14 protein-coding genes and 1 pseudogene are annotated in these 22,267 nt (G+C 58.3%); 9 read left to right on the top strand and 6 right to left on the bottom strand.

Annotation, left to right across the window (positions count from 1 at the left end):
• Positions 1 to 6: 6 nt before the first annotated feature.
• Both urtB and urtA read right to left on the bottom strand, forming a co-directional pair.
• A complete protein-coding gene (gene urtB, locus ACYVI2_RS16570; RefSeq protein WP_415816481.1) occupies positions 7 to 1,584 on the bottom strand; it encodes an urea ABC transporter permease subunit UrtB in 1,578 nt (525 codons plus the stop codon).
• Positions 1,585 to 1,655: 71 nt separating this feature from the next.
• The gene (gene urtA / locus ACYVI2_RS16565) at positions 1,656 to 2,906 is read right to left on the bottom strand and encodes an urea ABC transporter substrate-binding protein (RefSeq protein WP_415815545.1); all 1,251 of its coding nucleotides are present in this window, start codon (positions 2,904 to 2,906) and stop codon (positions 1,656 to 1,658) included.
• Positions 2,907 to 3,410: 504 nt separating this feature from the next.
• Here urtA and atzF point away from each other — a divergent pair.
• The 4 genes from atzF to ACYVI2_RS16545 all read left to right on the top strand — a co-directional run bounded on the left by atzF (position 3,411) and on the right by ACYVI2_RS16545 (position 10,906).
• A complete protein-coding gene (gene atzF, locus ACYVI2_RS16560; protein WP_415815543.1) occupies positions 3,411 to 5,255 on the top strand; it encodes an allophanate hydrolase in 1,845 nt (614 codons plus the stop codon).
• A gap of 71 nt (positions 5,256 to 5,326) precedes the next feature.
• Positions 5,327 to 9,082: an urea carboxylase gene (gene uca / locus ACYVI2_RS16555; protein WP_415815541.1), complete on the top strand. Its 3,756-nt coding sequence runs from the start codon at positions 5,327 to 5,329 to the stop codon at positions 9,080 to 9,082.
• Positions 9,069 to 9,806 carry a GntR family transcriptional regulator gene (locus tag ACYVI2_RS16550; RefSeq protein WP_415815539.1) on the top strand — a complete coding sequence of 246 codons (738 nt, stop codon included), beginning with the start codon at positions 9,069 to 9,071 and terminating at the stop codon, positions 9,804 to 9,806. The genes uca and ACYVI2_RS16550 overlap by 14 nt, the downstream gene beginning before the upstream one ends.
• 146 nt (positions 9,807 to 9,952) lie before the next feature.
• Entirely contained in the window at positions 9,953 to 10,906 is a 954-nt protein-coding gene (locus ACYVI2_RS16545; protein WP_415815537.1) for a phosphoribosyltransferase, read from the top strand.
• Between the two features lie 47 nt (positions 10,907 to 10,953).
• On the opposite strand, the gene ACYVI2_RS16540 is transcribed toward ACYVI2_RS16545, so the two are convergent.
• Both ACYVI2_RS16540 and ACYVI2_RS16535 read right to left on the bottom strand, forming a co-directional pair.
• On the bottom strand, positions 10,954 to 11,904 hold the full coding sequence (locus ACYVI2_RS16540; RefSeq protein ID WP_415815535.1) for an alpha/beta hydrolase: 951 nt from the start codon (positions 11,902 to 11,904) through the stop codon (positions 10,954 to 10,956).
• Positions 11,905 to 12,007: 103 nt separating this feature from the next.
• Positions 12,008 to 12,985 carry a DUF1615 domain-containing protein gene (locus ACYVI2_RS16535; RefSeq protein ID WP_415815533.1) on the bottom strand — a complete coding sequence of 326 codons (978 nt, stop codon included), beginning with the start codon at positions 12,983 to 12,985 and terminating at the stop codon, positions 12,008 to 12,010.
• A 551-nt stretch (positions 12,986 to 13,536) separates the two neighbouring features.
• Here ACYVI2_RS16535 and ACYVI2_RS16530 point away from each other — a divergent pair.
• Genes ACYVI2_RS16530 through ACYVI2_RS16520 form a run of 3 tightly spaced genes read left to right on the top strand, consistent with a single transcriptional unit; the run spans position 13,537 to position 17,363 of the window.
• Positions 13,537 to 14,253 (top strand): gluconate 2-dehydrogenase subunit 3 family protein, encoded by a 717-nt coding sequence (locus tag ACYVI2_RS16530; RefSeq protein ID WP_415815531.1) that lies wholly within the window; start codon positions 13,537 to 13,539, stop codon positions 14,251 to 14,253.
• A 4-nt stretch (positions 14,254 to 14,257) separates the two neighbouring features.
• Entirely contained in the window at positions 14,258 to 16,039 is a 1,782-nt protein-coding gene (locus tag ACYVI2_RS16525) for a GMC family oxidoreductase (protein WP_415815529.1), read from the top strand.
• A gap of 19 nt (positions 16,040 to 16,058) precedes the next feature.
• Positions 16,059 to 17,363 (top strand): c-type cytochrome, encoded by a 1,305-nt coding sequence (locus ACYVI2_RS16520; protein ID WP_415816479.1) that lies wholly within the window; start codon positions 16,059 to 16,061, stop codon positions 17,361 to 17,363.
• A gap of 269 nt (positions 17,364 to 17,632) precedes the next feature.
• Here ACYVI2_RS16520 and ACYVI2_RS16515 read toward each other — a convergent pair whose 3' ends face one another.
• Positions 17,633 to 18,526, bottom strand: a complete 894-nt coding sequence (locus ACYVI2_RS16515) for a LysR family transcriptional regulator (RefSeq protein WP_415815527.1) — start codon at positions 18,524 to 18,526, stop codon at positions 17,633 to 17,635.
• A 106-nt stretch (positions 18,527 to 18,632) separates the two neighbouring features.
• Here ACYVI2_RS16515 and ACYVI2_RS16510 point away from each other — a divergent pair, with 106 nt between their 5' ends.
• Entirely contained in the window at positions 18,633 to 19,628 is a 996-nt protein-coding gene (locus ACYVI2_RS16510; protein ID WP_415815525.1) for a Bug family tripartite tricarboxylate transporter substrate binding protein, read from the top strand.
• A complete protein-coding gene (locus tag ACYVI2_RS16505; RefSeq protein ID WP_415815523.1) occupies positions 19,625 to 21,010 on the top strand; it encodes a lyase family protein in 1,386 nt (461 codons plus the stop codon). Before ACYVI2_RS16510 ends, ACYVI2_RS16505 begins: the two co-directional genes overlap by 4 nt.
• A gap of 83 nt (positions 21,011 to 21,093) precedes the next feature.
• On the opposite strand, the pseudogene ACYVI2_RS16500 reads toward ACYVI2_RS16505, so the two are convergent.
• Positions 21,094 to 22,029: pseudogene (locus ACYVI2_RS16500) on the bottom strand (Dyp-type peroxidase); the annotation flags it as partial.
• Positions 22,030 to 22,267: the final 238 nt, after the last annotated feature.

The following is a 22,267-nucleotide window of genomic DNA, read 5'->3' as shown; positions in this document are numbered from 1 at the left end:
GACTACTCAATCTACGCTCCTGCCTCGCGGTGCAAACAGGCCTTGCGGACGTTTTTGCACGAACAGCACGATCAGCACCAAGATCACGATCTTGGCCATGACGGCTCCAGAATAAGGCTCGAGAAACTTCGTGACGGCCCCAAGCCCCAAGGCGGCTACCACCGTTCCTGCCAATTGGCCCACGCCGCCCAACACCACCACCATGAACGAATCCACGATATAGCCACGCCCCAAGTCGGGCCCCACGTTCCCCAACTGAGACAAGGCAACACCGGCCAGCCCTGCGATCCCTGCCCCCAGGCCGAACGCCAACATATCCACGCGCCCTGTCGGCACGCCGACACAATCCGCCATGCGGCGATTCTGGGTGATGGCCCGTACAAACAAGCCCAATCGCGTGTGATTCAACAATCCCCAGACAAACGCCACAACCAGGATCGCAAACACAATGATGGCAATACGGTTATAGGACAACACCAAACCACCCAATACCGTCACGCCACCGCTCATCCAAGACGGATTGCTGACCTCGACGTTCTGCGCACCAAACAGCGTACGAACAGCTTGCATCAACATCAGGCTGATGCCCCACGTCGCCAATAAGGTCTCCAATGGCCGGCCATACAACCACCGTATCACCGTGCGCTCCAGCGCCATCCCGACCAACGCTGTCACCACAAAGGCCACAGGCATCGCCGCAATCACATAGGCGTCCAGCCATTGCGGAAACCAGGATCGGAACAACGCCTGCACGGCATACGTGACGTATGCACCGATCATCAGGAGTTCGCCGTGGGCCATATTGATAACGCCCATGAGGCCGAACGTAATCGCCAACCCCAATGCAGCGAGCAACAACACACTGCCCAAGCTCACGCCATAGAACAGATTCCCGATCCATTCCAGCATCGAAAGATGACGTTCGATACGATGCAATGCGGTTGTCGCAGCGGCCCGGACTCCCGCATCGGGTTCCGCATACGCTCCTTGCGCATCCTGCTGCAACAAGGCCTGCAGTACCGGGCGGAATGCTGCATTGCCGGTATTACCCAATGTCTCGGCAGCTTGAATGCGCAGCGACGCGGTATCGCTCTTCAAATGCAATGCGGCTAGCGCAATTGCCAAGGCCTCTTTCACCTCTGCGTTTTGCTCATCGGCCAGCGCCTTTTCCAACGTGGGCAAGACCGCTGCATCTGCGCCACGTTGCAGGCCTCGGGCCGCAGCCAGACGCTGGGCGGGATCTGGCGCATGCAAGCGCGCCGCTGACAAGGCCGCTGCAATGGCACGTCGCAGGCGGTTATTCACTGAAACCGTCTCGGCCTGCGCCGGCATGGCGGGAACTGATGCTCCCGTTGCCGCATCGACGGCGCCGGACGAGGTTTCCACCAATAACTGCGCCTCGGGTGTCACATACAGCCGATCATTGGCCAAAGCATCAAGCACCACAGCAGCCTGCGGCGATGATTCCGTGCCAAGACGGGCGATGGCCTCCAGCTTGGCAGCGGTTTCATCGCCTGCCAAGGGCGCGAGCAGCGCCGGATCCAACCCGGTTGCGTTGGCGGCCGGCATCCAGGAGCCCGACATCCAGACTAGAACCAGACCGAGCAGGAACCGTACAAAAAACGCGCTGCGTCTCATCATTTATCCCCGTTGGCTCACAGGTTCTGCTTGCCTTCGTTACCAGGGATGTACGGACTCCACGGTTGAGCGCGGATCGGACCTTTACTCTTCCACACGACATTGAACTGACCGTCAGCCTTGATCTCGCCGATATAAACCGGTTTGTGCAAATGATGATTGGTCTTGTCCATTTCGATCTTGAAGCCGTCTGGCGCATCAAAGGTCTGGCCCGCCATGGCGTTGATCACAGGATCAACATCGATTGTTCCGGCCTTCTCCACCGCCTGCTTCCACATGTGAATGCCGATATACGTGGCCTCCATCGGATCATTGGTCACGACAGTGTTGGCATTAGGCAGGTTCTTCGCTTTGGCGTAGGCCTTCCATTTTTCAATGAACTTGGCGTTGACCGGATTCTTGATGGACTCAAAGTAATTCCATGCGGCCAGATGCCCCACCAACGGTTTGGTATCGACACCACGCAGTTCCTCCTCGCCGACCGAGAATGCGACGACAGGCACGTCAGTCGCTTTCAGGCCTGCATTGCCCAGCTCCTTATAGAACGGGACGTTGGAATCTCCGTTGATGGTCGATACCACGGCGGTACGCCCTCCCGTCGAGAAACGCTTGATATCCGCCACAATGGTTTGATAATCCGAATGCCCGAATGGCGTATAGACCTCTTGGATATCTTCGTCCTTCACGCCTTTTGAATGCAGAAACGCGCGCAGGATTTTGTTGGTCGTACGGGGATAGACGTAATCCGTGCCCAACAGCACGAAGCGCTTGGCACCGCCGCCATCTTCGCTCATCAGATATTCCACGGCAGGAATGGCCTGCTGGTTGGGTGCGGCGCCGGTGTAGAACACGTTCTTTTCCAGCTCCTCCCCTTCATACTGCACGGGATAAAACAGCAGGCCGTTCAACTCCTTGAACACCGGCAACACGGACTTGCGCGACACCGATGTCCAGCACCCAAACACGGCGGCGACTTTGTCTTGCGTGAGCAATTGACGCGCCTTTTCCGCAAAGAGCGGCCAGTTCGATGCAGGATCGACCACCACGGGTTCCAACTTTTTACCCAATACACCACCCTGCGCATTGATCTCTTCAATCGCCATCAAGGCCACGTCTTTCAACGACGTTTCGGAAATCGCCATCGTGCCCGACAGGGAATGCAAAATGCCCACCTTTATCGTGTCCGCGGCCAACACCGAGGGCACCCAGCCAGCCATTGCCAACACGCTGGCAGCCGTCAATTGCTTCAGTACAAGTCTGCGTTTCATCGTTCGGATCCTTTTCTTTAGACCGGCGAAGCCGGCGTAATCTGCCTGTGCAACGAACAAAACCCTCACACCTCGCCTTCGGCTTGCAGTCAGCTTCGCGGCGAATTTCCGAGAGAACACTTTCGCCTTGGCAACATGCGCTTCGAGACTCAAGCAATTCCTATGCCAACCTGGATGAGGGGATGAACCACAAAGACAGTCAAACGGTGCAGCCATAAGGCTGTCGAGCCATATGACCTGCAGATCACCGCAGCCATCGCGACCTGACAGTGCCCATTCCCAAACGCATGAGCGCATAAAAAATGCGCAACAACGGTGCAGTCATGCTCGATAAGAGTGCGTTCGCACCGATGTCATGCACCAGTCCATCCTCCTAGCGGCCACCAACCTAAAGCAACTCAATCGCTCAGAACCCGCGCCATTATTGGCTCTACAGCCGATTCTCGATAACTGGCACGTTGATTGCTTGATGTGAAGTACTTGTATACCCACGAGGATTCCGGGATGGACCCCAACGCTGTCATTGATCAACCTAGAGGCCGGACACTGGCCGAATGGCAAGCCGCCTATCGCGTACATGGCGCTCAGCCCGCTGACTTGCTGGGCAAGCTCATCACCGATCTTGATTCAACCGACCCGGCCTGGATTTGCTGCGCCGACAACGCACGACTGAATAGTCAGCTGGATGCGCTCGCACAGCGATTGGCGGCAGTCAACGGAGAGTTAGCACGCTTGCCTCTGTATGGCGTGCCGTTCGCCATCAAAGACAACATCGATGCTGCAAGTTGGCCCACCACTGCCGCTTGCCCCGCCTACGCCTACACTGCCTCGGAAGACGCCGAGATCGTGCGGCGATTGCGCGCAGCCGGCGCCATTCTGATCGGCAAAACAAACCTCGATCAATTTGCGACAGGACTTGTCGGCACACGCTCGCCACATGGCGCGGTGCCCAACACGTTTGATGCGGCCTATGTCAGCGGCGGCTCCAGTTCAGGCTCGGCCAGCGTCGTCGCGCGTGGTCTGGCGGTGTTCTCGCTGGGCACTGACACCGCAGGGTCCGGCCGTATTCCGGCCGGCTTTAACAATATCGTTGGCCTCAAGCCCACTAAAGGGTGGTTCAGCACGCGCGGTGTCGTACCTGCATGCCGCACGCTGGACTGCGTGTCGATCTTCGCTCTGACCGTGGACGACGCGGACAGCATCGCGACCATCGCTGGCGGCTACGATGCCTTGGATCCGTACTCGCGTCCCGCGCCGGCCATGCCTACGCATTTGGCACGCCAACCACGCCTCGCCATACCCGCACAACTCGAGTTCTACGGTGATGCCCAAGCGCAGACTGCTTATGAAGATGCGTTGCAGGTGCTACGTGACATGGGCGCCACACTGGAACCTGTCGACTATTCCGCCTTTCGGGAACTGGCCGACCTGCTATACCAAGGCCCCTGGGTCGCCGAGCGCTACGCCGCCGTACGCGAACTATACGAACGAGCGCCAGGCGAGATCGAACCCGTGGTACGCAGCATTATTGAACAGGCCACACATTACAGCGCAGTCGACACGTTCGAAGCCGAATACCGACGGGCCTCATTGACGCGCATTATTCAGCAAACCTTGTCCGGCTTCGACGCATTAGCCGTACCCACTGCTCCGTCCATCTATACCATCGCACAACTGCGCGAAGATCCGATTGCGCTGAACACACGGTTGGGGACCTATACCAACTTCACAAATCTGGCAGATCTGTCCGCGTTGGCAGTCCCCGCTGGACTACGCGCAGATGGCCTGCCATGCGGCATCACATTGATCGGACTGGCATGGCAGGATCGCATACTCGCCGAGCTGGGCCGTCGCTGGGAACATACGCAGTCTGGCACGCTGGGCGCAACTGGACGGTTGAAATCGCACGACGCGCCAGTTGCAGCCACGGCACCTGCCGCGCCGTCTCAGACAGTAACGGTGGCTGTGGTCGGCGCACATCTGCGTGGCATGCCGCTGAATCATCAGCTGACCTCACGTAATGCGCGATTTGTCGAGGCCACGCACAGCGCGCCAACATATCGCCTCTATGCACTGGCCAACAGCACGCCGCCCAAACCCGGCATGGCTCGCGTCAGCGATGGCGCCTCCATTGCCCTGGAGATCTGGGAACTATCACACGCGGCATTTGGGGAGTTCGTAGCCGAAATCCCTGCACCGCTAGGCATTGGCACGCTAGAGCTCGCAGACGGACGTCTCGTCAAAGGATTTATCTGCGAGCCATGCGGTATCGCCGGTGCGCGCGATATCACCGAGTTCGGAGGTTGGCGCGCTTATCTCGATCATCTGAAAAGCGCCGCCACGCAATAAAACTCGCATCGCGGCAGTGTCCGGTTGAAAAAAAGCCCATCGCTCGGCAGTACTCCAAGGGGAAAACCAATATGTTCCATACTGTACTCATTGCCAACCGCGGCGAGATCGCCGTGCGGGCCATCCGCACACTGAAGCGTTTGGGCATCAAAAGCGTCGCCGTTTACTCTGATGCGGATCGCAATGCGGCACATGTCCGTGATGCCGACGTCGCCGTTGCGCTAGGCGGAGACAAGGCTTCCGATAGTTATCTACGTATCGATCGTATTCTGGAAGCAGCACGAACTACGGGCGCACAAGCCGTCTTTCCTGGCTATGGGTTCCTTTCCGAGAGCGCAGAGTTTGCCGAGGCATGTGACACCGTCGGCATCGCATTCATCGGCCCGACTGCAGAGCAATTGCGCGAGTTCGGATTGAAACACCGCGCGCGCGAACTCGCCGCTGCCGCCCGCGTCCCGATGACGCCTGGCACGGGTCTGCTCAGTGATGTCGCCGAAGCCTTGGCCAAGGCCGAGCATATCGGTTATCCCGTCATGCTGAAGAGTACCGCCGGCGGTGGAGGTATCGGCCTGTCGCGCTGCGCCAACGCAGACGAGTTGGCCGCCGCCTATAGTGCGGTACAGCACCAGGGACAGACTTTCTTTCGCGATAGCGGCGCCTTTCTGGAACGCTACGTCGATCAAGCACGCCACATCGAAGTCCAGATCTTCGGGGATGGCCTGGGCAAGGTCGTCGCCCTCGGCGAACGTGACTGCTCCATCCAACGCCGCAACCAAAAGGTCATCGAAGAAACGCCTGCGCCCGGCCTGCCCAAGGCTACGCGAGAGGCCCTGCTGCGTGCTGCCGTCATGTTGGGCGAATCGGTATCCTATCGATCCGCAGGTACGGTCGAATTCATTTACGACAGTGCACGTGATGCATTCTATTTTCTGGAGGTCAACACTCGCCTGCAGGTCGAGCACCCCGTCACCGAGGCCGTCACGGGCCTGGACCTGATCGAATGCATGCTGCGCGTCGCGGCTGGAGATGTACTGGATTGGGCTGCCTTGCACCGTCCTCCCTCAGGCGCCGCGATTGAGGTGCGCCTCTACGCCGAGGACCCTGTTCGCGATTTCCAACCGTCACCAGGGGTACTGACGCATGTGGCGTTTCCGGACGAAGCGCGCGTGGACGGCTGGGTAGAAACAGGTACCGAGGTGGCGTCTTTCTATGATCCCATGCTGGCCAAGCTGATCGTGCATGGGTCGAATCGTAGCGATGCTCTGAAAAAACTGCGTAATGCACTCGCGAATACGCAGCTGCACGGCATCGCCACGAATCTGGAGTTCCTGCGCCAGATCGCAGCAGACCCACGTTTTGAGGCGGGTGCGCTCTCGACGCGGTTCTTAGAGAACTTTGATTTCCGGCCCACCGCCATTGAAATTCTGGAGGCCGGCACCTATACCAGCGTCCAGGATTATCCTGGGCGGGTGGGCTATTGGAATATCGGGGTGCCCCCTTCTGGCCCGATGGACGACTACGCATTCCAGTTGGCCAACCGCATCGTCGGCAATGCTCCCGAGGCGGCGGGCCTGGAATGCACACTGATCGGCCCAAGCCTGAAGTTTCACACCGATACGGTCATCGCGCTGACCGGCGCAAAGATGGATGCATGGCTCGATGAGCAGCCTGTCGCCATGTGGCAGCCGCTGCACGTACGTCAAGGCCAGGTTCTCGTGACGGGCCGTGCGCTTTCTGGTTGCCGCAGCTATCTGGCTATCCGCAATGGTTTGGATGTGCCATGTTATCTGGGTAGCCGCTCCACATTTGCCTTGGGCCAGTTTGGCGGTCACGCGGGGCGTTGCCTGCGCGTAGGTGATATGTTGCCCATTGCGCAACCCGAACTGCCCGCCAGCCTGACACCCGCTCCCACCGCAGCGCCCTCGGCGCTTGATCCTGCCCTGATACCCGACTATCCAACGCAATGGCAGATCGGCGTGCTGATCGGTCCGCACGGCGCCCCGGATTTCTTTACCTCGGACTCCGTAGCGGAGTTTTTTGCTGCCGATTGGGAGGTGCACTACAACTCCAACCGGCTCGGTGTGCGCCTGCTGGGTCCGAAACCCAGCTGGACTCGCCAAGACGGTGGCGAAGCCGGCTTGCATCCTTCCAACATTCACGATTGCGAATATGCGATTGGCAGCATCAACTTCACCGGAGACAGTCCCGTGATCCTGACTCGGGATGGTCCGAGCCTGGGAGGGTTCGTGTGCCCTGTGACCATTGCCAAAGCCGAGTTATGGAAAGTCGGTCAGGTCCGTCCGGGTGATCGCATTCGCTTTACTCCGTTGACGATCGACGATGCCCTGAGACTGCAGGCGCATCAAGAAACCGCAATTGCAACGCTCGCATCGAGCGCACACGCCCCCGCCTCGCCCGCCAGCGAAAGCGGTGGGTCAACACTGCCATCCGCAGTCCCTCCACAAGCGACTGCGTCGACATCCTTGTCCTCACCAGGATCGGCGACTGATCTGTCACCCGTCCTGATTCGATTACCCGCGAGCGACTCGCGACCGCTCATCACGTATCGGCAAGCTGGCGACAGTTACCTCTTGCTGGAATACGGCGACAACGTTCTGGACCTGGCGTTGCGTATGCGCGTGCATCTGCTGATGCAAGCCCTCACCGAGACACCCGTCACAGGGATTCTGGAGTTTTCGCCAGGCGTGCGTTCGCTGCAGATTCAGTACGACAGCCACCTGATCAGCCAAAAGGCACTCATCGATCGCCTGCTGCAACTCGAAGGCACGCTGCCCGATGTCTCTACCCTGAAGATCCCGACACGGGTGGTATACCTCCCGATGGCTTTCGAGGACAGCGCCACGTTGAGCGCCGTACAGCGCTACCAAGAAACGGTACGCGCCAATGCACCTTGGTTACCGAACAATGTGGACTTTATTCAACGTATCAACGGGCTCGACTCACGCGAAGAAGTACGCCGTATCGTATTCGACGCGAGCTACCTCATCCTGGGTTTGGGCGATGTCTACCTCGGGGCTCCCTGCGCAGTACCCATCGATCCGCGGCACCGTCTATTAACGTCAAAATACAACCCGGCCCGTACCTTTACCGCGGAAGGCACCGTAGGCATCGGTGGTGTGTACATGTGCATCTATGGCATGGATTCCCCTGGAGGATATCAACTCGTCGGGCGCACCCTGCCCATCTGGAACAAATTTCTAAAGAACCCCGTGTTCCAAAATGGCGAGCCGTGGCTGTTGCGATTCTTCGATCAAGTCCGCTTTTACCCCGTTTCTGAGGACGAGCTAACTGTGCTTCGCGAGGACTTCCGCGAGGGCCGCGCCACACTGCGCATCGACGAAGAAGAATTCGATTTCGCCGCACACCAGCGCTTTCTGGCCGAACACGCGGCGGACATCGAAGCCTTTAAAACAACACAGCAGGCAGCATTTGAGTCTGAAATCGCACTCTGGCAATCAGAAGAGTCCGTCACCATAGAGCATGAGGTCACGGACGACACGGCTCTGACGCTATCTGATACGGAACGCGCCGTCTCGGCCGATCTGTGCGGTAACGTGTGGAAGATCCCTGTCAGTCTGGGTCAATACGTCGAAGCAGGCGACACACTCGTCATTGTAGAAGCGATGAAAATGGAGTTGTCTATCAAGGCCGCTTTCAATGGCACCGTCACAGCCATATGTTGCACGCAAGGCAAACCCGTCGATAGCGGGGATATGCTGGTGGTCATTGATACCGAGGCCGTCCCGGCCATCGCAGCAGACGACGGCAATCAAGCCGGCGGTGAAATACAGTATGCGGCGTCTTGATATGCGATTGAGCCTGACCACACTCCCCAACGCTCCTGCCGCCGGCACCTCGGGTATCACGCTCGCCGGACAGGCCTACGAACTCATCAAGCGCGATCTCTTCGAATTCCGCCTGTTGCCCGGCGACGAGTTCACCGAGAGCGATCTGGTTGCACGCCTCGGCGTCAGCCGCACCCCCGTACGGCAGGCGCTTTACCGGCTCGAACGCGAAGGCTTCGTCCTGCTGCGTCAACGCAGCGGTTGGCGCGTACATCCCTTTGATTTCGAACGCTTCGAAGCGCTATACGATGTGCGCATCGTGCTTGAGCAAGCCGCCGTCACGCGTCTGTGCGGACTGCAAGATATGGACAGTAATGGTGAGCTTTCCGCACTCAAGCAGTTCTGGCTGGTGCCTCCCGATGAACGCTTGCGTAGCGGCAAACAGGTCGCCGAACGGGACGAAGCCTTTCATTGTTCTTTGGTGGCCGCGGCCGGCAACCCGGAAATGGCCAGCATCCATCGCGACGTCACGGAAAAAATCCGCATCATTCGCCAACTGGATTTCACCAAAGACTATCGCGTCGACGCCACCTACCAGGAACACGGCGCCATCCTGCGAGCCATCCTCGCGCGTAGAACCGATGAAGCCATACGCATGTTGAAATCCCACATCGAGATCAGCAAAGCCGAGGTTCGGAAAATCACGCTGCACCGTCTGCAGGCGGCCCGCCAGGCATTGATTTGAACTGGCAGAGCCCCCCGGGGACGTGGCGTCCATGCGAGCACTGGGTGGTATGCCCCGCCTGAATCAGGGCGCAGCGTGCTGCACAGTACCTCCCCGTTCAGGTTTGTGGCAAAATTTCCACGCGCTTCTTTGTCGCCTGATCTGCCATGTCCATTTCTCCTGCCGTGTTTCCCTACGACTACGCCCGTGTCGAACAGGCCGTCGCCGCGTATCTCCCGCAATGGCGCAACATGCCCTTTGACGCGATCGTGGCGATCGCACGAGGCGGCTTGGCTCCTGCACTCGTGGCCAGCACGGCGTTGGATCTGCCCATGCATGCGCTGTCGTACGATCGTCGCGCCCGCAGGGTATCCTGGTTCACGTCGCAGATTCCCCCCGCCGGTGCCCACGTGCTGCTGATCGAGGATATCGCCGGACGTGGCACCACACTTTCGGACAGCATCGATTTTCTGTCGAGCGCCGGATACAAACTGCATGTATTCACGCTCGCCCACGACGATCAGTCGCGGATACGGCCAGATTTTGGTTTCAAGGTCCCCGACGGTTTTCGTGCCTGGTTTCCCTGGGAACGCGAATCCATCACGCCCGCCTATGACGCCACCGGCAACCTGCCTGATCGAGCCACTGACACCTATGCGTCCTGGGCTATCGATCTCGATGGCATCTTATTGCCAGACGTTCCCGCCCATGTGTACGAATCCGATCTCGCGGGCGCACTATCGCAACGCGACGCGCTTGCGCCCAGCGCGATCCTGCCGGGACGGGATTTACGGCAGCTCCCTATCATCACAGGACGTCCCGAAAAAGATCGGGCACGCACCCAAGGATGGCTGGACCGCCATGGTTTTCACGGCCCGCTCGCCATGCGGGACGAGGCTCAGCATCGCCCCGAACAGACTGCACAGCACAAGGCACAAGCCATTATGGCGGGTTATCACACCCACTATATCGAAAGCGAACTTGCACAGGCAGTGGAGATCGCGCGTCTCGTTCCCGTGGCACGCGTGTACTGGTGGAACGGACACACCGCGCTATCGATCTATGCCAGCCAGGCCGATGAGCTGAGCCCTCTGGCTATTGCGCCTGCGGCTGCGCTCTGACGTGTCACCACTACGGTAAGAGATTGGCTTTGCGCCACGAAGCCTGGTCAAAATGAAAACCGCGCCAGCACCCACTGGGAAACCCGCCGCGCCAACTCGCCATTGTTGTCATCCATCATCAACATATGCGAATTACCGTGAATCCCCATCTCGGCCAACCACCAAGTCTCTATGTCGCCGCCCTTGCTCTGCAGGGTGTTGGCATATTCGCGACCGGCAACCACCAAACGCTCCCATAGCGGCGTTGCGTTGAGATAGTCACCATACATCAACAGAATAGGCTTGCCCGCTACGGTCTTGGACCTGATAGGCTCAGCGAACCCCGAAGGTTCGATACCGATCACCCCTCGCACGAGATCCGGTTTCTCTTTTAACGCACGAAATGCGACCTCACCGCCATGACTATGCGCGACCAGCAGGCACGGCCCGACTCGCTCAAGCACGGCGCACAAACCACGTAACGCAGCGTCATTATTCCCTATCCAGCGCGGTACTGCATGCTGGATAAACGTATCAAATGCACCTAAGGGGAATCGCTGCCCCTTGAAACCCTCGCGACGCACAAAATCCTCGGCCCTGCCAAAGCGAAACAATGACCAGCTCTCCTCGGCATTACGAATAACGGGTGACTCTGACCACACACTTTCGAACGGCGCCCATCCCGCGCGTCCGCGCTCGACGTTGTCCACGACGTACACAGCATGGCCCAGGTGCAAAAAATGCTGCAGCCATCCCGGCCTGCCATCGGGCGTGTTCTCCCACATGGCGCCCGTCATTCCGCCACCGTGAAGCAACACTAGCGGCAATGGCTGGGTGCGATGTGCAGGAATGAAATACTGCACATAAGCCTGTTCGAAATGGTAGTGTCCGTTGGGATCGTATGGCAACGATGCCGTGCGCGTAAAAGCCACGGTGCGCGAGGACTCTCCCTCGATTTTCACCGGCCGGCCGCCAGCAAAAAAACTGCCAAAATCGGCTAACGCTAGTGCATGTGTCATCGTTCCACCTGAGAGCACTCACTTTGTTTGGCATTCGGATTAAAGGCGTCATCGGCCTGCCCCCGGCCGACACCCTCTTTATACCCGATGTTTTCTCGTCTCTTTACGAATTAGGTGCGACGCGAGACATACATTGCTGCCAGCGCTCGTAAACGCGATTGGCAAACCACGCGGTGGTCAAGTTTCGAGTGATTTTTGGGCTTTCCAACTTGATGCCCGGCAACACCGCGCGCGGCAGGGGTTTGCCGGCATCCCGATCTGCCATCTCGAAAACCCGCTCATAGAGAGCAGTTTCTTCGAATTCCAAGCTATCGCCTTTTTCGAGCTCGGGGCGAATCCGGGTTTCGTTGATATCCAGCTGACGTCTGATCGCGCGTACCGCACGTTCGGTTTGGCTCGGATCAATGGCGCCGCGTATCAAAAGATCCCCATCCAACGCCAGGTCAATTCCCGACAATCGGCTCACCGCCGCTTGGAAAGCAGCGTTCCGGCTGGCATACCATCCCGCATTGAAATCCGCAAAGCGGTACAGCACCGAGTCGTAATGCGCGGGGTATCCCAACAGATGGGCGATTCCGAAATACATTCCCCCACGCCGGGTAAATACCTCGCGTCGAATTGAGTCGTCAACGGTGTAGGGGTAATCCTGTGCATGCGTCTGCGCAAACTCGATGCTTACCTGCATGGGCCCACCCGTGTGCACGGGGTTCAGACCGCCAAACAGTTGGCGGCCCATCGGAACCATGCCAATGAAATCGTCAAAAATTTCGCTCAGTTGCTTTTCGGTGCGTACCGTATCGAGCCGCTGTTTGTACGTTTTTCCCGTTGGCGACTTCAGCCCTAACGCCGCGTTGACCAGAAAATCGGGCAGATGCATGGCTTGCGTACGGCGCTCGATTTCCCGCTTGGCGATATTGGGCAGATCCGGCACGGCGGGGTCCGCCTGAAACGTGGATTCTTGGGCCGTCACCGCCACGACGGCGCACAGATTTTCTTGGCTCGCATCAAGTCCTTGCGCGGTAAAGGAAACGGCGATATCCCGTGCCCACCCTTCCCGGTCCGATACTTGAGCCGGCAGCATTCGTAGAAGATCAGCGTTTACGTCGCTGGTACTACGCGGTGTGGGTTTAACACCCTGAATGGCGCACCCCGCCACGGTTATAAGGAGTACACCGCTCCAAAAAACGCGCATCAGCCGACGCCAACGCCTGCCGTCGAGTAAGAACGAGAAGCGACGCATATCAGTAGCAATCCATCCGAAAAGGACTTGGTAGATGTGTCCAGCCGGAATATTACGCTGACATTGCGGCAGCTCAGTGGAACGGTTGGAAATCAGTCCAAACCTGCGGCGTCATAGCCGGGATTCACGGTAAAGAAAACGCCATACAACATCGGGTTTTTCCGACTTTACAGACATAACTTTACGAAGTCCTGAAATCCCAGCAATCGACTCAGGATTGCAATTTAAAGTTGCAGTGAGGGCGCATAATAAAAAAATCAGTGTCCTCTATTGCCAAAAGAGGAAATGGTCACTTGCCATTCCTGATGCTGTCTCAAGCTCGTAGCCGTGTTTTCAACAATGCATGTTCTCCGCCTGATCGAGACAGCTGACGTAAACATCGGAGAGTCTCAATGACAGAAGAAATCCGGCCTCGCAGACGATTCCTGCAGCAGGCTATTGCGCTTGTTCCCGCGTCCACGTTAGCCAGCAGCGTCGCCGTCACGCAAACGGCACAGGCCAGCGAAGCCGAAAGCGGCTCAGCTAAAAAGGCATACAGCCCCACCTATTTCACTCAAGACGAGTGGGCGTTCATCAACGCCGCAGTGGATCACCTGATCCCGGCAGATGATCTCGGCCCCGGTGCAATTGCGGCAGGGGTACCCGAGTTCATCGACCGCCAGATGGAGACCCCATTCGGTCACGGCAAGCTCTGGTACATGCAAGGCCCGTTTCATCCCGATGTGGACCCCACCTATGGCTACCAGTTGAATGTGCCGCCACGCGATATGTACCGTCACGGCATCGCGTCCTGTAACGAGTATTGCCAAAAACAATTCGGCAAAGCCTACGCCAGTCTGGATAAAACCGCGCAGGAACAAGTCCTCAAAGACCTGGAAACCGGCAAGATCAAATTTGAGAAAGTCCCCGCCAAGACTTTCTTCAGTTTCTTGTGGGCCAATACCAAGGAGGGCTTTTTCGCCGATCCTCAGTATGGTGGCAACAAAGGCATGGTGGGCTGGAAGATGATCGGCTTCCCCGGCGCACGCGGCGAATTCATGGACTGGCCTGCCCAGGGCAATGTGAAGTATCCGTACGGCCCGGTTTCTATCTCTGGCGAAAAGGCTTAACACCATGGCATCCATCAAAAAAGAAAAAGTTGACGTGGTGCTGGTCGGTTTCGGCTGGACTGGCGCCATCATGGGCCAAGAGCTCACCAATGACGGCCTGAAAGTGCTGGCTCTGGAACGCGGCCCCATGCAAGACACGCCCAATGATGCGGAGTATCCGAAAGTCTTGGACGAACTGGCGTATTCAGTGCGCGGCAAGCTGTTCCAGGATCTGTCCAAGGAGACCGTGACCATCCGCCACAGCCTCGGCGAAACCGCAGTGCCGTATCGCCAACACGGCTCGTTTCTGTTGGGCAATGGCGTAGGCGGCGCAGGCTTCCATTGGAACGGCATGCACTATCGCAACCTGCCGGAAGAACTCGTCCTGCGCACTCGCACCGAAGAGCGCTACGGTAAGGACTTCATCCCGAAAGACATGACGCTGCAAGACCACGGCGTCACTTACGAAGACCTGGAACCTCACTACGACTTCTTCGAAAAAGTCTGCGGCACTTCGGGCAAAGCCGGCAACATCAACGGCAAGATCCAGGAAAGCGGCAATCCGCTGGAAGGCGCGCGCACGGACGAATTTCCGCTGCCGCCGCTGCAACAGACCTACGCGCAGTCGCTTTTTGAAAAAGCCGCGCGCGACGTCGGTTACCACCCCTTTGCCGCACCGGCCTCCAACGCATCCGGTCCCTACACCAATCCGTACGGCGTGCGCCTGGGCCCCTGTAATTTCTGCGGCTTCTGCGAAAACTACGGCTGCTTCATGTACTCGAAGGCATCGCCACAGACAACGATCCTGCCGGTACTGTTAAAAAAATCCAATTTCGAATTGCGCACGAATGCCTACGTGACCAAGGTTAACGTAGACAAATCCGGCAAGATGGCCACCGGCGTCACCTATGTTGATGCACAAGGCCGCGAAGTCGAACAGCCCGCCGATCTGGTCATTCTGTGTGCGTTCCAGACACACAACACGCGCTTGATGTTGCTCTCGGGTATCGGTACTCCCTACGACCCGGCAACGGGCGAGGGCGTCGTGGGCAAGAACCTCGCCTATCAAATGAATGGCGGCATCCGCATCATCATGCCCAAGGGGAACTACTTCAATCCCTTCGAAGGCGCAGGCGCCAGTGCCTGGGCTTTTGATGACCTGAATGCCGATCAATTCGATCATGCACCACTGGGCTTTATCGGCGGCGCCGTTGTCCGCCAAGCCACTACCGGTGGCCGGCCCATCAAGCAGGCATCGCCCCTGCCAGGCTCGCCCACGTGGGGCTCGGGCTGGAAAGCGGGCATGGCAGACGCCTATCAGCGTTCATTCAACATCGGCATGTCTGGTTCGGTAATGCCGTACCGCGACGCCTACATGTCGCTGGACCCGACCTACAAGGATTCGCACGGCCTGCCGCTGCTGCGCATGACCTTCGATTGGCACGACAACGAGTACAAGATGCTCGACTATGTCGGCAGTCAGGTCGAAAAAGTCGCCAAGGCCATGAATCCGGAGAAGTACGTGGTCAGCGTGCGCAAGCCCGGCTCGCACTGGGATACTCGTGTCTATCAAAGTACTCATTTGACCGGCGGAACCATCATGGGCACCAGTCCGCAAGACAGCGTGCTCAACCGCTATCTGCAAAGCTGGGATGTGCCCAACCTGTTCGTCATGGGCGCGAGCACGTTCCCCTACAACATGGGCTACAACCCGACGGGTCTGGTTGGCGCACTGGCCTATTGGTCTCTCAAGGCCATCCGCGAACAGTACATGAAGAACCAGGGCCGCCCCTTGGTGCAGGCATAAGAGGATGGTGAAGATGAATATGCTTAAACACACCCTCACCGCCTTGCTTGCTCTGGCAGCCAGCTCCGCATGGGCCGCCGATACGGCGGATCAACAGCTCATCAAGCAAGGTGAATACCTCTCGCGCGCAGGCGACTGTATTGCCTGCCACACCGCACAGGGCGGCAAACCCTTTGCAGGCGGTCTGGGCATCGACTCTCCGTTGGGAATGATCTATTCCACCAACATCACACCCGATAAGGAAACCGGTATCGGTGAATACACGCTGGAAGACTTCGACCAGGCCGTCCGTCACGGCGTTGCAAAAGACGGCCACTCGCTGTATCCGGCCATGCCTTACACCGCCTACGCAAAAGTCTCACCGGATGATGTAAAGGCTCTGTACGCGTATTTCATGCATGGCGTAGAGCCCGTCAACCAAGCCAACAAAGACACCGACATCGTCTGGCCGCTATCCATGCGTTGGCCCCTGGGCATCTGGCGTTGGATGTTCTCGCCGGATCCCGTCGAAGCTGCCGCTGCACCCGCAAGCGCTTCCACCGAGGCAGGACAGGCTGAAGTTCTACGCGGCAAATACCTGGTCGAAGGCCTGGGCCATTGCAGCACCTGCCACACGCCGCGTGGCGTAGCCTTGCAGGAAAAGGCTCTCACCGACGCCGATGGGTCGGAGTTCCTGTCGGGCGGCGTCGTCGAGGGCTGGTTGGCCAAGAACTTGCGTGGCGACGCCACGGACGGTCTGGGCAGTTGGTCCAAAGAAGACATCGTCGCCTTTCTCAAGGGAGGCATGAACAAGCACTCTGCGACGTTTGGCGGCATGTCACAAGTTGTGGCCGACAGTACCCAGCATCTGAACGATGCCGATCTGAACGCCATCGCGGCCTACCTGAAAACACTCTCACCGTTGAACAAGGACGCGACGCAAGCCTTGGCCTATGACGAGACCGCCTCCGTGGCGTTCCGTTCCGGCAAAGCCAACAGCGAAGGTGCACTGGACTTCTTGAACAACTGCGCAGCCTGCCACCGTACGACCGGCAAGGGTTACGAGCAAACCTTCCCGCAGTTGGCACTGAGCTCGACCGTGAACTCGGAGGATCCGACCTCCTTGATCCACATCGTGCTCAAGGGCGCGCAATTGCCGGGTACGACTGCTGCGCCGACGCAGTACGGCATGCCGGCGTTTGATTGGCGCTTGACCGATAAAGAAGTCGCCTCGGTGCTCACCTTTGTACGCTCCAACTGGGGCAATAAAGCACCTGCAGTGACGGCAGATCAGGTGGCAAAGGTGCGTGAGGAAGTGGGCGCGAAGCCGCAGCCGGTTCGCTGACACACGTTGATGTTGCACTAAAAAAAGCGCGCCGAGTTATCCCGGCGCGTTTTTTTTGCCGCCGGGCCGTCCCAAGGCAAAAACGCCCCCTTGGGGGCAGCAAGCCGCAGGCGCAGCGTGGGGGCATTTTTTCTTGCCGGCCGTCCCAAAACAAAAACGCCCCCTTAGGGGGCAGCAAGCCGGAGGCGCAGCGTGGGGCATTTTTTTATTGCGATGACTTATCAGCAGGAAAGACCGTCATTAACAGATCGGCTGAGTCAATTGACGCGTCAAGCCTCAATCACTTCCCGCGCGCACCGCAACAGCGTCTGCACCCAATGTCCCCGTGGAGACTGATGACGCCACAACAACCCCAGCTCACGTGCTGGCAACGGCGGCCCATCCTCTGGCACCGATACCGCAGGGACGGCCAATTTGCACAAATCAGGCCCCTCCAGGCCCCGGCCAATATCAGGCACCAAGCCCACACCCAACCCGCGTTGCACCAGTAGCGCGATGGCCATAATGGAGTTCAGCTCTACCCGCTCATGCGGTTGTATTCGTTGAGCTTGCAAATAGCGATCAGCCAAACTGCCACCGGCCAATTGCCGGTCGTAACGCACCAACGGCTCGGTACGCAGTAATTCCAATGGATCACGCTGTGCGTCGCGCACGTGCGCCAACACGACCAGCGGTTCTTGACGCAGAGACGCCCAGCACACCGTCTTGGGCAGCTCAAAAGGCAACTTCAAACACAAGGCCGCGTCGAGTTCGAATTGCGTCAGCGCCCCATACAAGGCAGGCGTAATCGCACTGCGCAGTGCAATTCGTACACCTGGATAATGCTCGGCAAAGGACTGCAAAATATCGGGCAGGAAACTATGTAATGCCGTATTGACCGTCCCCAGCCGCAATTCGCCCTCGTCCTCGTCGGTCGCAACCCAATCTCGCAAGGCATCGGCATCCTGCACCAAGATGCGGCCCCGCTCCAGCAGGCGCTGCCCAGCGGCGGTCGGTTGCACACTGCGCCCCTGCCGCACCAATAGCGACGCTCCTAGTTCGCGCTCAAGCGTACGCATCTGTTGTGCGATCGCAGCAGGGCTCACGTCCAACTGACGAGCGGCCTCGGACATGGAGCCCAGGTCGACGACTTTCAGAAAATTATGTAGGTAACGGATATCCATAAGCCTGCATTTTCTTTTAATTGATGAAAGCAACACGTACTGTATTCGGGTAGCCCTTAACAGCGACAATACCCGTGAATCCAACTATTCCAATCCAGGAGACACCATGCACCCGCCTATCCTGCGTTCCCCTTCCCGTCGCCACGCGCTGGCGACGGCATTAGGGCTGACGGTCGTCTCCTTGACGCCCGCCTGGGCCCAAAGCAACCCCGTCATGCGTATCATTGTCCCCTTTTCGCCGGGCGGCGGGAACGATGTACTTGCACGGCAGCTGGCGCATGGTCTGACCGAGACATTCAAGCGCGATGTGATCGTCGAAAACAAACCCGGCGCGGGCGGAAACTTGGGTACCGAGCAGGTCGTGCGCGCATCCGCGCAAAGCAATACTTTTTTGCTCGGGCATACCGGCACCATCTCTATCAACCCGGCGCTGTACAAGAACCTGAAGTTTAATGCGTCGACCGATTTGCAGCCGGTCGCGATGTTTGCCTCCTCGGCGCTGTTGCTGGTTGTACCGGCCAGTTCCCCTATTCAGAGCGTCGCAGAGTTGGCCAAGGCCCTATCGAGCAAAGACTCCGATATGGATTATGCATCCAGCGGCAACGGCACGGGCGGCCATCTGACTGGGGAAATGTTCCTGCAGACACTGGGCGCGCAAGCCGTACATGTCCCCTACAAAGGCACAGCACCAGCAGTCGCCGATGTAGCAGCTGGCTTGGTGGACTTTAGCTTCAGCGTGATTCCGGCTGCCATGCCCATGATCAAATCGGGAAAGCTGCGCGCCTTGGCCATCACCAGCACCAAACGCATGGCACTGCTGCCCGACGTTCCAACCATGACCGAATCGGGTGTTCCTGCGCTGAAGGACTTCGACAGTACCCTGACCTACGGGATATTGGCTCCTAAAACCATACCGGCCGAGACAGTACGCCAGCTGGAAGCGGAAATCCTGAAAGTCGCCGCCGAACCCGGGTTCCAATCCAAACTCGAAGTCGAAGGGGCCGAACCGCTGCTGGGCAATGCAAAAGAATACAGCGCAAAAATCCAGGAAGAAAGCCGCAAGTGGGGCAAGGTCGTGACCACCTCTGGCGCCACCGTATGACCGCGGGTCAGCCTGTCATGATGGTTTCCCTGATCGACGAAAGTCTGACCCCGAGCGGCAGCGCTGCACTGTTCACGGATACACAGTGGTTCGATGCGCTGCTGCGTTTTGAATCAGGGCTGGCCAACGCACAGGCGGCTTGCGGGCTCATTCCCACCAGCGCGGCAGCGGCCATTTCTCACGCATGTGCCAATGTCGAACTGGAGCGCGCGGCCTTCATCGAACGAGCACAGCGTACGGGCGCACTCGGCATAGGGTTGGTGGCCCCGTTACGGGCATTCTTGGCGCAGCATGCCAAGGATGCTTTGCCCTATTTGCATTGGGGCACCACAACTCAGGACGCCGTCGACACGGCACATGCCCTATTGACCAAGACAGCAGTGTCAGCGCTGTTGCAGGAATTGACCGGGTTACATGCTGCCTTGTGCACGTTGGCTCGCAACCATGCACACACGCCGATTCTGGCGCGCAGCCTGCTGCAACCAGCTCAAGTCACAAGTTTCGGATTGAAATGTGCGCAATCTGCCTGCGCCATACAGCGCAGCATCGAACAACTACGCGTTCTGTCCGAGCACGCGCTGTGTGTGCAACTGGGCGGGGCTGTAGGCAATCGCGCTACGTTAGGCGAGCAAGGCCTGCGCGTGGAACGTGAACTCGCCTCCGAACTCGGCTTGACGGCTTGCGGCCATAGTTGGCACACCCAACGCGACACCTGGATGCGACTCGCCATGGAGGCGGCAGTCTGCGCAGGCAGCCTGGCAAAGCTCGCGAAAGACTGGTCGTTGATGTCGCAGTTCGAGGTGGGAGAGCTGACCGAAGCTCCTCGCGGCAGAACGTCCAGTGCGATGCCGCATAAACGCAATGCCGTCTATTGCATGCAGGCCATTGCACAAACACAGCCCGTGCCAGGCCTCGCCGCAAATCTGCTTTCGGCAATGCCTCAGGCTCACGAACGGGCTATGGGAGAATGGCAGGCAGAGCTGTCCATGTGGGCGCCGCTATGGCGTCACGTCTATGCCGCTGCGGCCGCGCTGCGGCACAGCGCAGAGGGCCTGCAAATCCATACCTCGCGCATGCAGGCACACATAGATTCACTGTACGAAGTCGTATTCTCCGAGGGTTGTTCAGATGCGCTGGCCGCTATCACCGGGAGCGACGCCGCACAGCAAGCCATTGAACGCTTGGCGCCGCAGGCGCTCACCGAGCGCCTGCCATTATCGGCGCTGTTGGTAAATTGGGTGCAAAGCCACTACGGCGCCGAACAGGCCCAAGCCGCCGCACAAGCGTTGACCCTGGCGACAGATCCCGCGCGGGCAGTACAGGCTTCGGCTGCGTGTTGCATCGCGCTGTTGGCGGATGACTTGGCCTATCCAATGAAGTAACAGCAAAACGTGCAAATACCCACCCCGTCAACAACGACGGGATCAGTCATAAAGGAGACGACGGTTCGTCTCCTTTATTTTTGCCGCTCCTCCAATTCCTCCAACAGTGCTGCCGAGGGCACAAAGAACAACCCGCCCGTGACAGCGCGGCTGAAGTCCAGCAGACGGTCGTAATTACCTACAGGCCGGCCGACAATCATGTTCTCCAACATTTGCTCAATAGGGGCTGGGGATTTGGCATATCCAATAAAGTAAGTGCCAAACTCGCCTGCGCCAGGCCGCCCGAACGGCATGTTTTCGCGCAAGATTTTGACTTCTTCACCGTTCTCGGTCAGCGTGGTCAGTGAACTATGAGACGACGAGGGCTTGACCGAGTCGTCCAATTCGATATCCGATAGCTTGGTGCGCCCGATAATGCGTTCCTGAGTCTCAACAGGCAGTGCATTCCAGCCTGCCATGTCATGCAGGTATTTCTGCACGAGGACATAGCTGCCATTGGCAAACTCGGGATCTTCATCACCGATCAAAGCAAAATCCACGGCGTCCTGGCCTTCTGGATTTTCGGTGCCGTCGACAAAGCCCACCATGCTGCGCATATCGAAATAGCGGAAGCCCTGGACTTCATCTACCACGGTCACCGCCGCGTCCAACTGATTGAGAATCTGCGTCTCCAGCTCGAAGCACAAATCCATCTGCTCGGCGCGAATATGGAACAGCAGATCTCCTGGCGTCGCGGGTGCATGGCGATTGTCGGCGTGAAACTCACGAAATGGATGCAGGTGTGCTGGACGCGGATGACCAAACAAGGTGTCCCAGGCATGCGCGCTGAATCCCAGCACACAGGACAATTTGCCATCTGGCACGCGCTTGCCTACGGAACGCACCAACGCGGCGAGATTCCCGCACAAGGCACGGATCTTGTCGGCTTGACTGTCCTCACCCAACGTCGCAACAAGGAAAATCGCACTACGTGTGAGAGGACAGGTAACGGCTTGGGGTTGAGGATTGCTGCTAGTCATGGACTGGAAATTTTCTTAGATAAGTAATAAATCTGAAGCGGCATCAGGCACAGGGCAAGGTACAAAGACGATACCGGATAGTGGAGATAACACAGGTGGAGTATAGTCAGATACACCTGAGCAGGTGAGCTAGCTTGACGCCGCGGGATCATGCATGCCATGCTCTGAAGAGCAGCGTTTCTTCCGTTCGAGAGCAAAGAAACTCTGCGGCAACCCCGTCTGACCCTACCATTATGAA

Source organism: Bordetella tumbae (assembly GCF_054780995.1).
The sequence above is the reverse complement of the archived record's forward strand: the minus strand, read 5'-3'. Positions and strand labels throughout refer to the sequence as shown.

What these genes read in the sequence shown, in the direction of transcription:
- urtB (WP_415816481.1), bottom strand. Translation starts at nt 1,584, where the DNA reads ATGTCGGGCTCCTGGATGCCGGCCGCCAACGCAACCGGGTTGGATCCG.
- urtA (WP_415815545.1), bottom strand. Translation starts at nt 2,906, where the DNA reads ATGAAACGCAGACTTGTACTGAAGCAATTGACGGCTGCCAGCGTGTTG.
- atzF (WP_415815543.1), top strand. Translation starts at nt 3,411, where the DNA reads ATGGACCCCAACGCTGTCATTGATCAACCTAGAGGCCGGACACTGGCC.
- uca (WP_415815541.1), top strand. Translation starts at nt 5,327, where the DNA reads ATGTTCCATACTGTACTCATTGCCAACCGCGGCGAGATCGCCGTGCGG.
- ACYVI2_RS16550 (WP_415815539.1), top strand. Translation starts at nt 9,069, where the DNA reads ATGCGGCGTCTTGATATGCGATTGAGCCTGACCACACTCCCCAACGCT.
- ACYVI2_RS16545 (WP_415815537.1), top strand. Translation starts at nt 9,953, where the DNA reads ATGTCCATTTCTCCTGCCGTGTTTCCCTACGACTACGCCCGTGTCGAA.
- ACYVI2_RS16540 (WP_415815535.1), bottom strand. Translation starts at nt 11,904, where the DNA reads ATGACACATGCACTAGCGTTAGCCGATTTTGGCAGTTTTTTTGCTGGC.
- ACYVI2_RS16535 (WP_415815533.1), bottom strand. Translation starts at nt 12,985, where the DNA reads ATGCTGCCGGCTCAAGTATCGGACCGGGAAGGGTGGGCACGGGATATC.
- ACYVI2_RS16530 (WP_415815531.1), top strand. Translation starts at nt 13,537, where the DNA reads ATGACAGAAGAAATCCGGCCTCGCAGACGATTCCTGCAGCAGGCTATT.
- ACYVI2_RS16525 (WP_415815529.1), top strand. Translation starts at nt 14,258, where the DNA reads ATGGCATCCATCAAAAAAGAAAAAGTTGACGTGGTGCTGGTCGGTTTC.
- ACYVI2_RS16520 (WP_415816479.1), top strand. Translation starts at nt 16,059, where the DNA reads ATGCTTAAACACACCCTCACCGCCTTGCTTGCTCTGGCAGCCAGCTCC.
- ACYVI2_RS16515 (WP_415815527.1), bottom strand. Translation starts at nt 18,526, where the DNA reads ATGGATATCCGTTACCTACATAATTTTCTGAAAGTCGTCGACCTGGGC.
- ACYVI2_RS16510 (WP_415815525.1), top strand. Translation starts at nt 18,633, where the DNA reads ATGCACCCGCCTATCCTGCGTTCCCCTTCCCGTCGCCACGCGCTGGCG.
- ACYVI2_RS16505 (WP_415815523.1), top strand. Translation starts at nt 19,625, where the DNA reads ATGACCGCGGGTCAGCCTGTCATGATGGTTTCCCTGATCGACGAAAGT.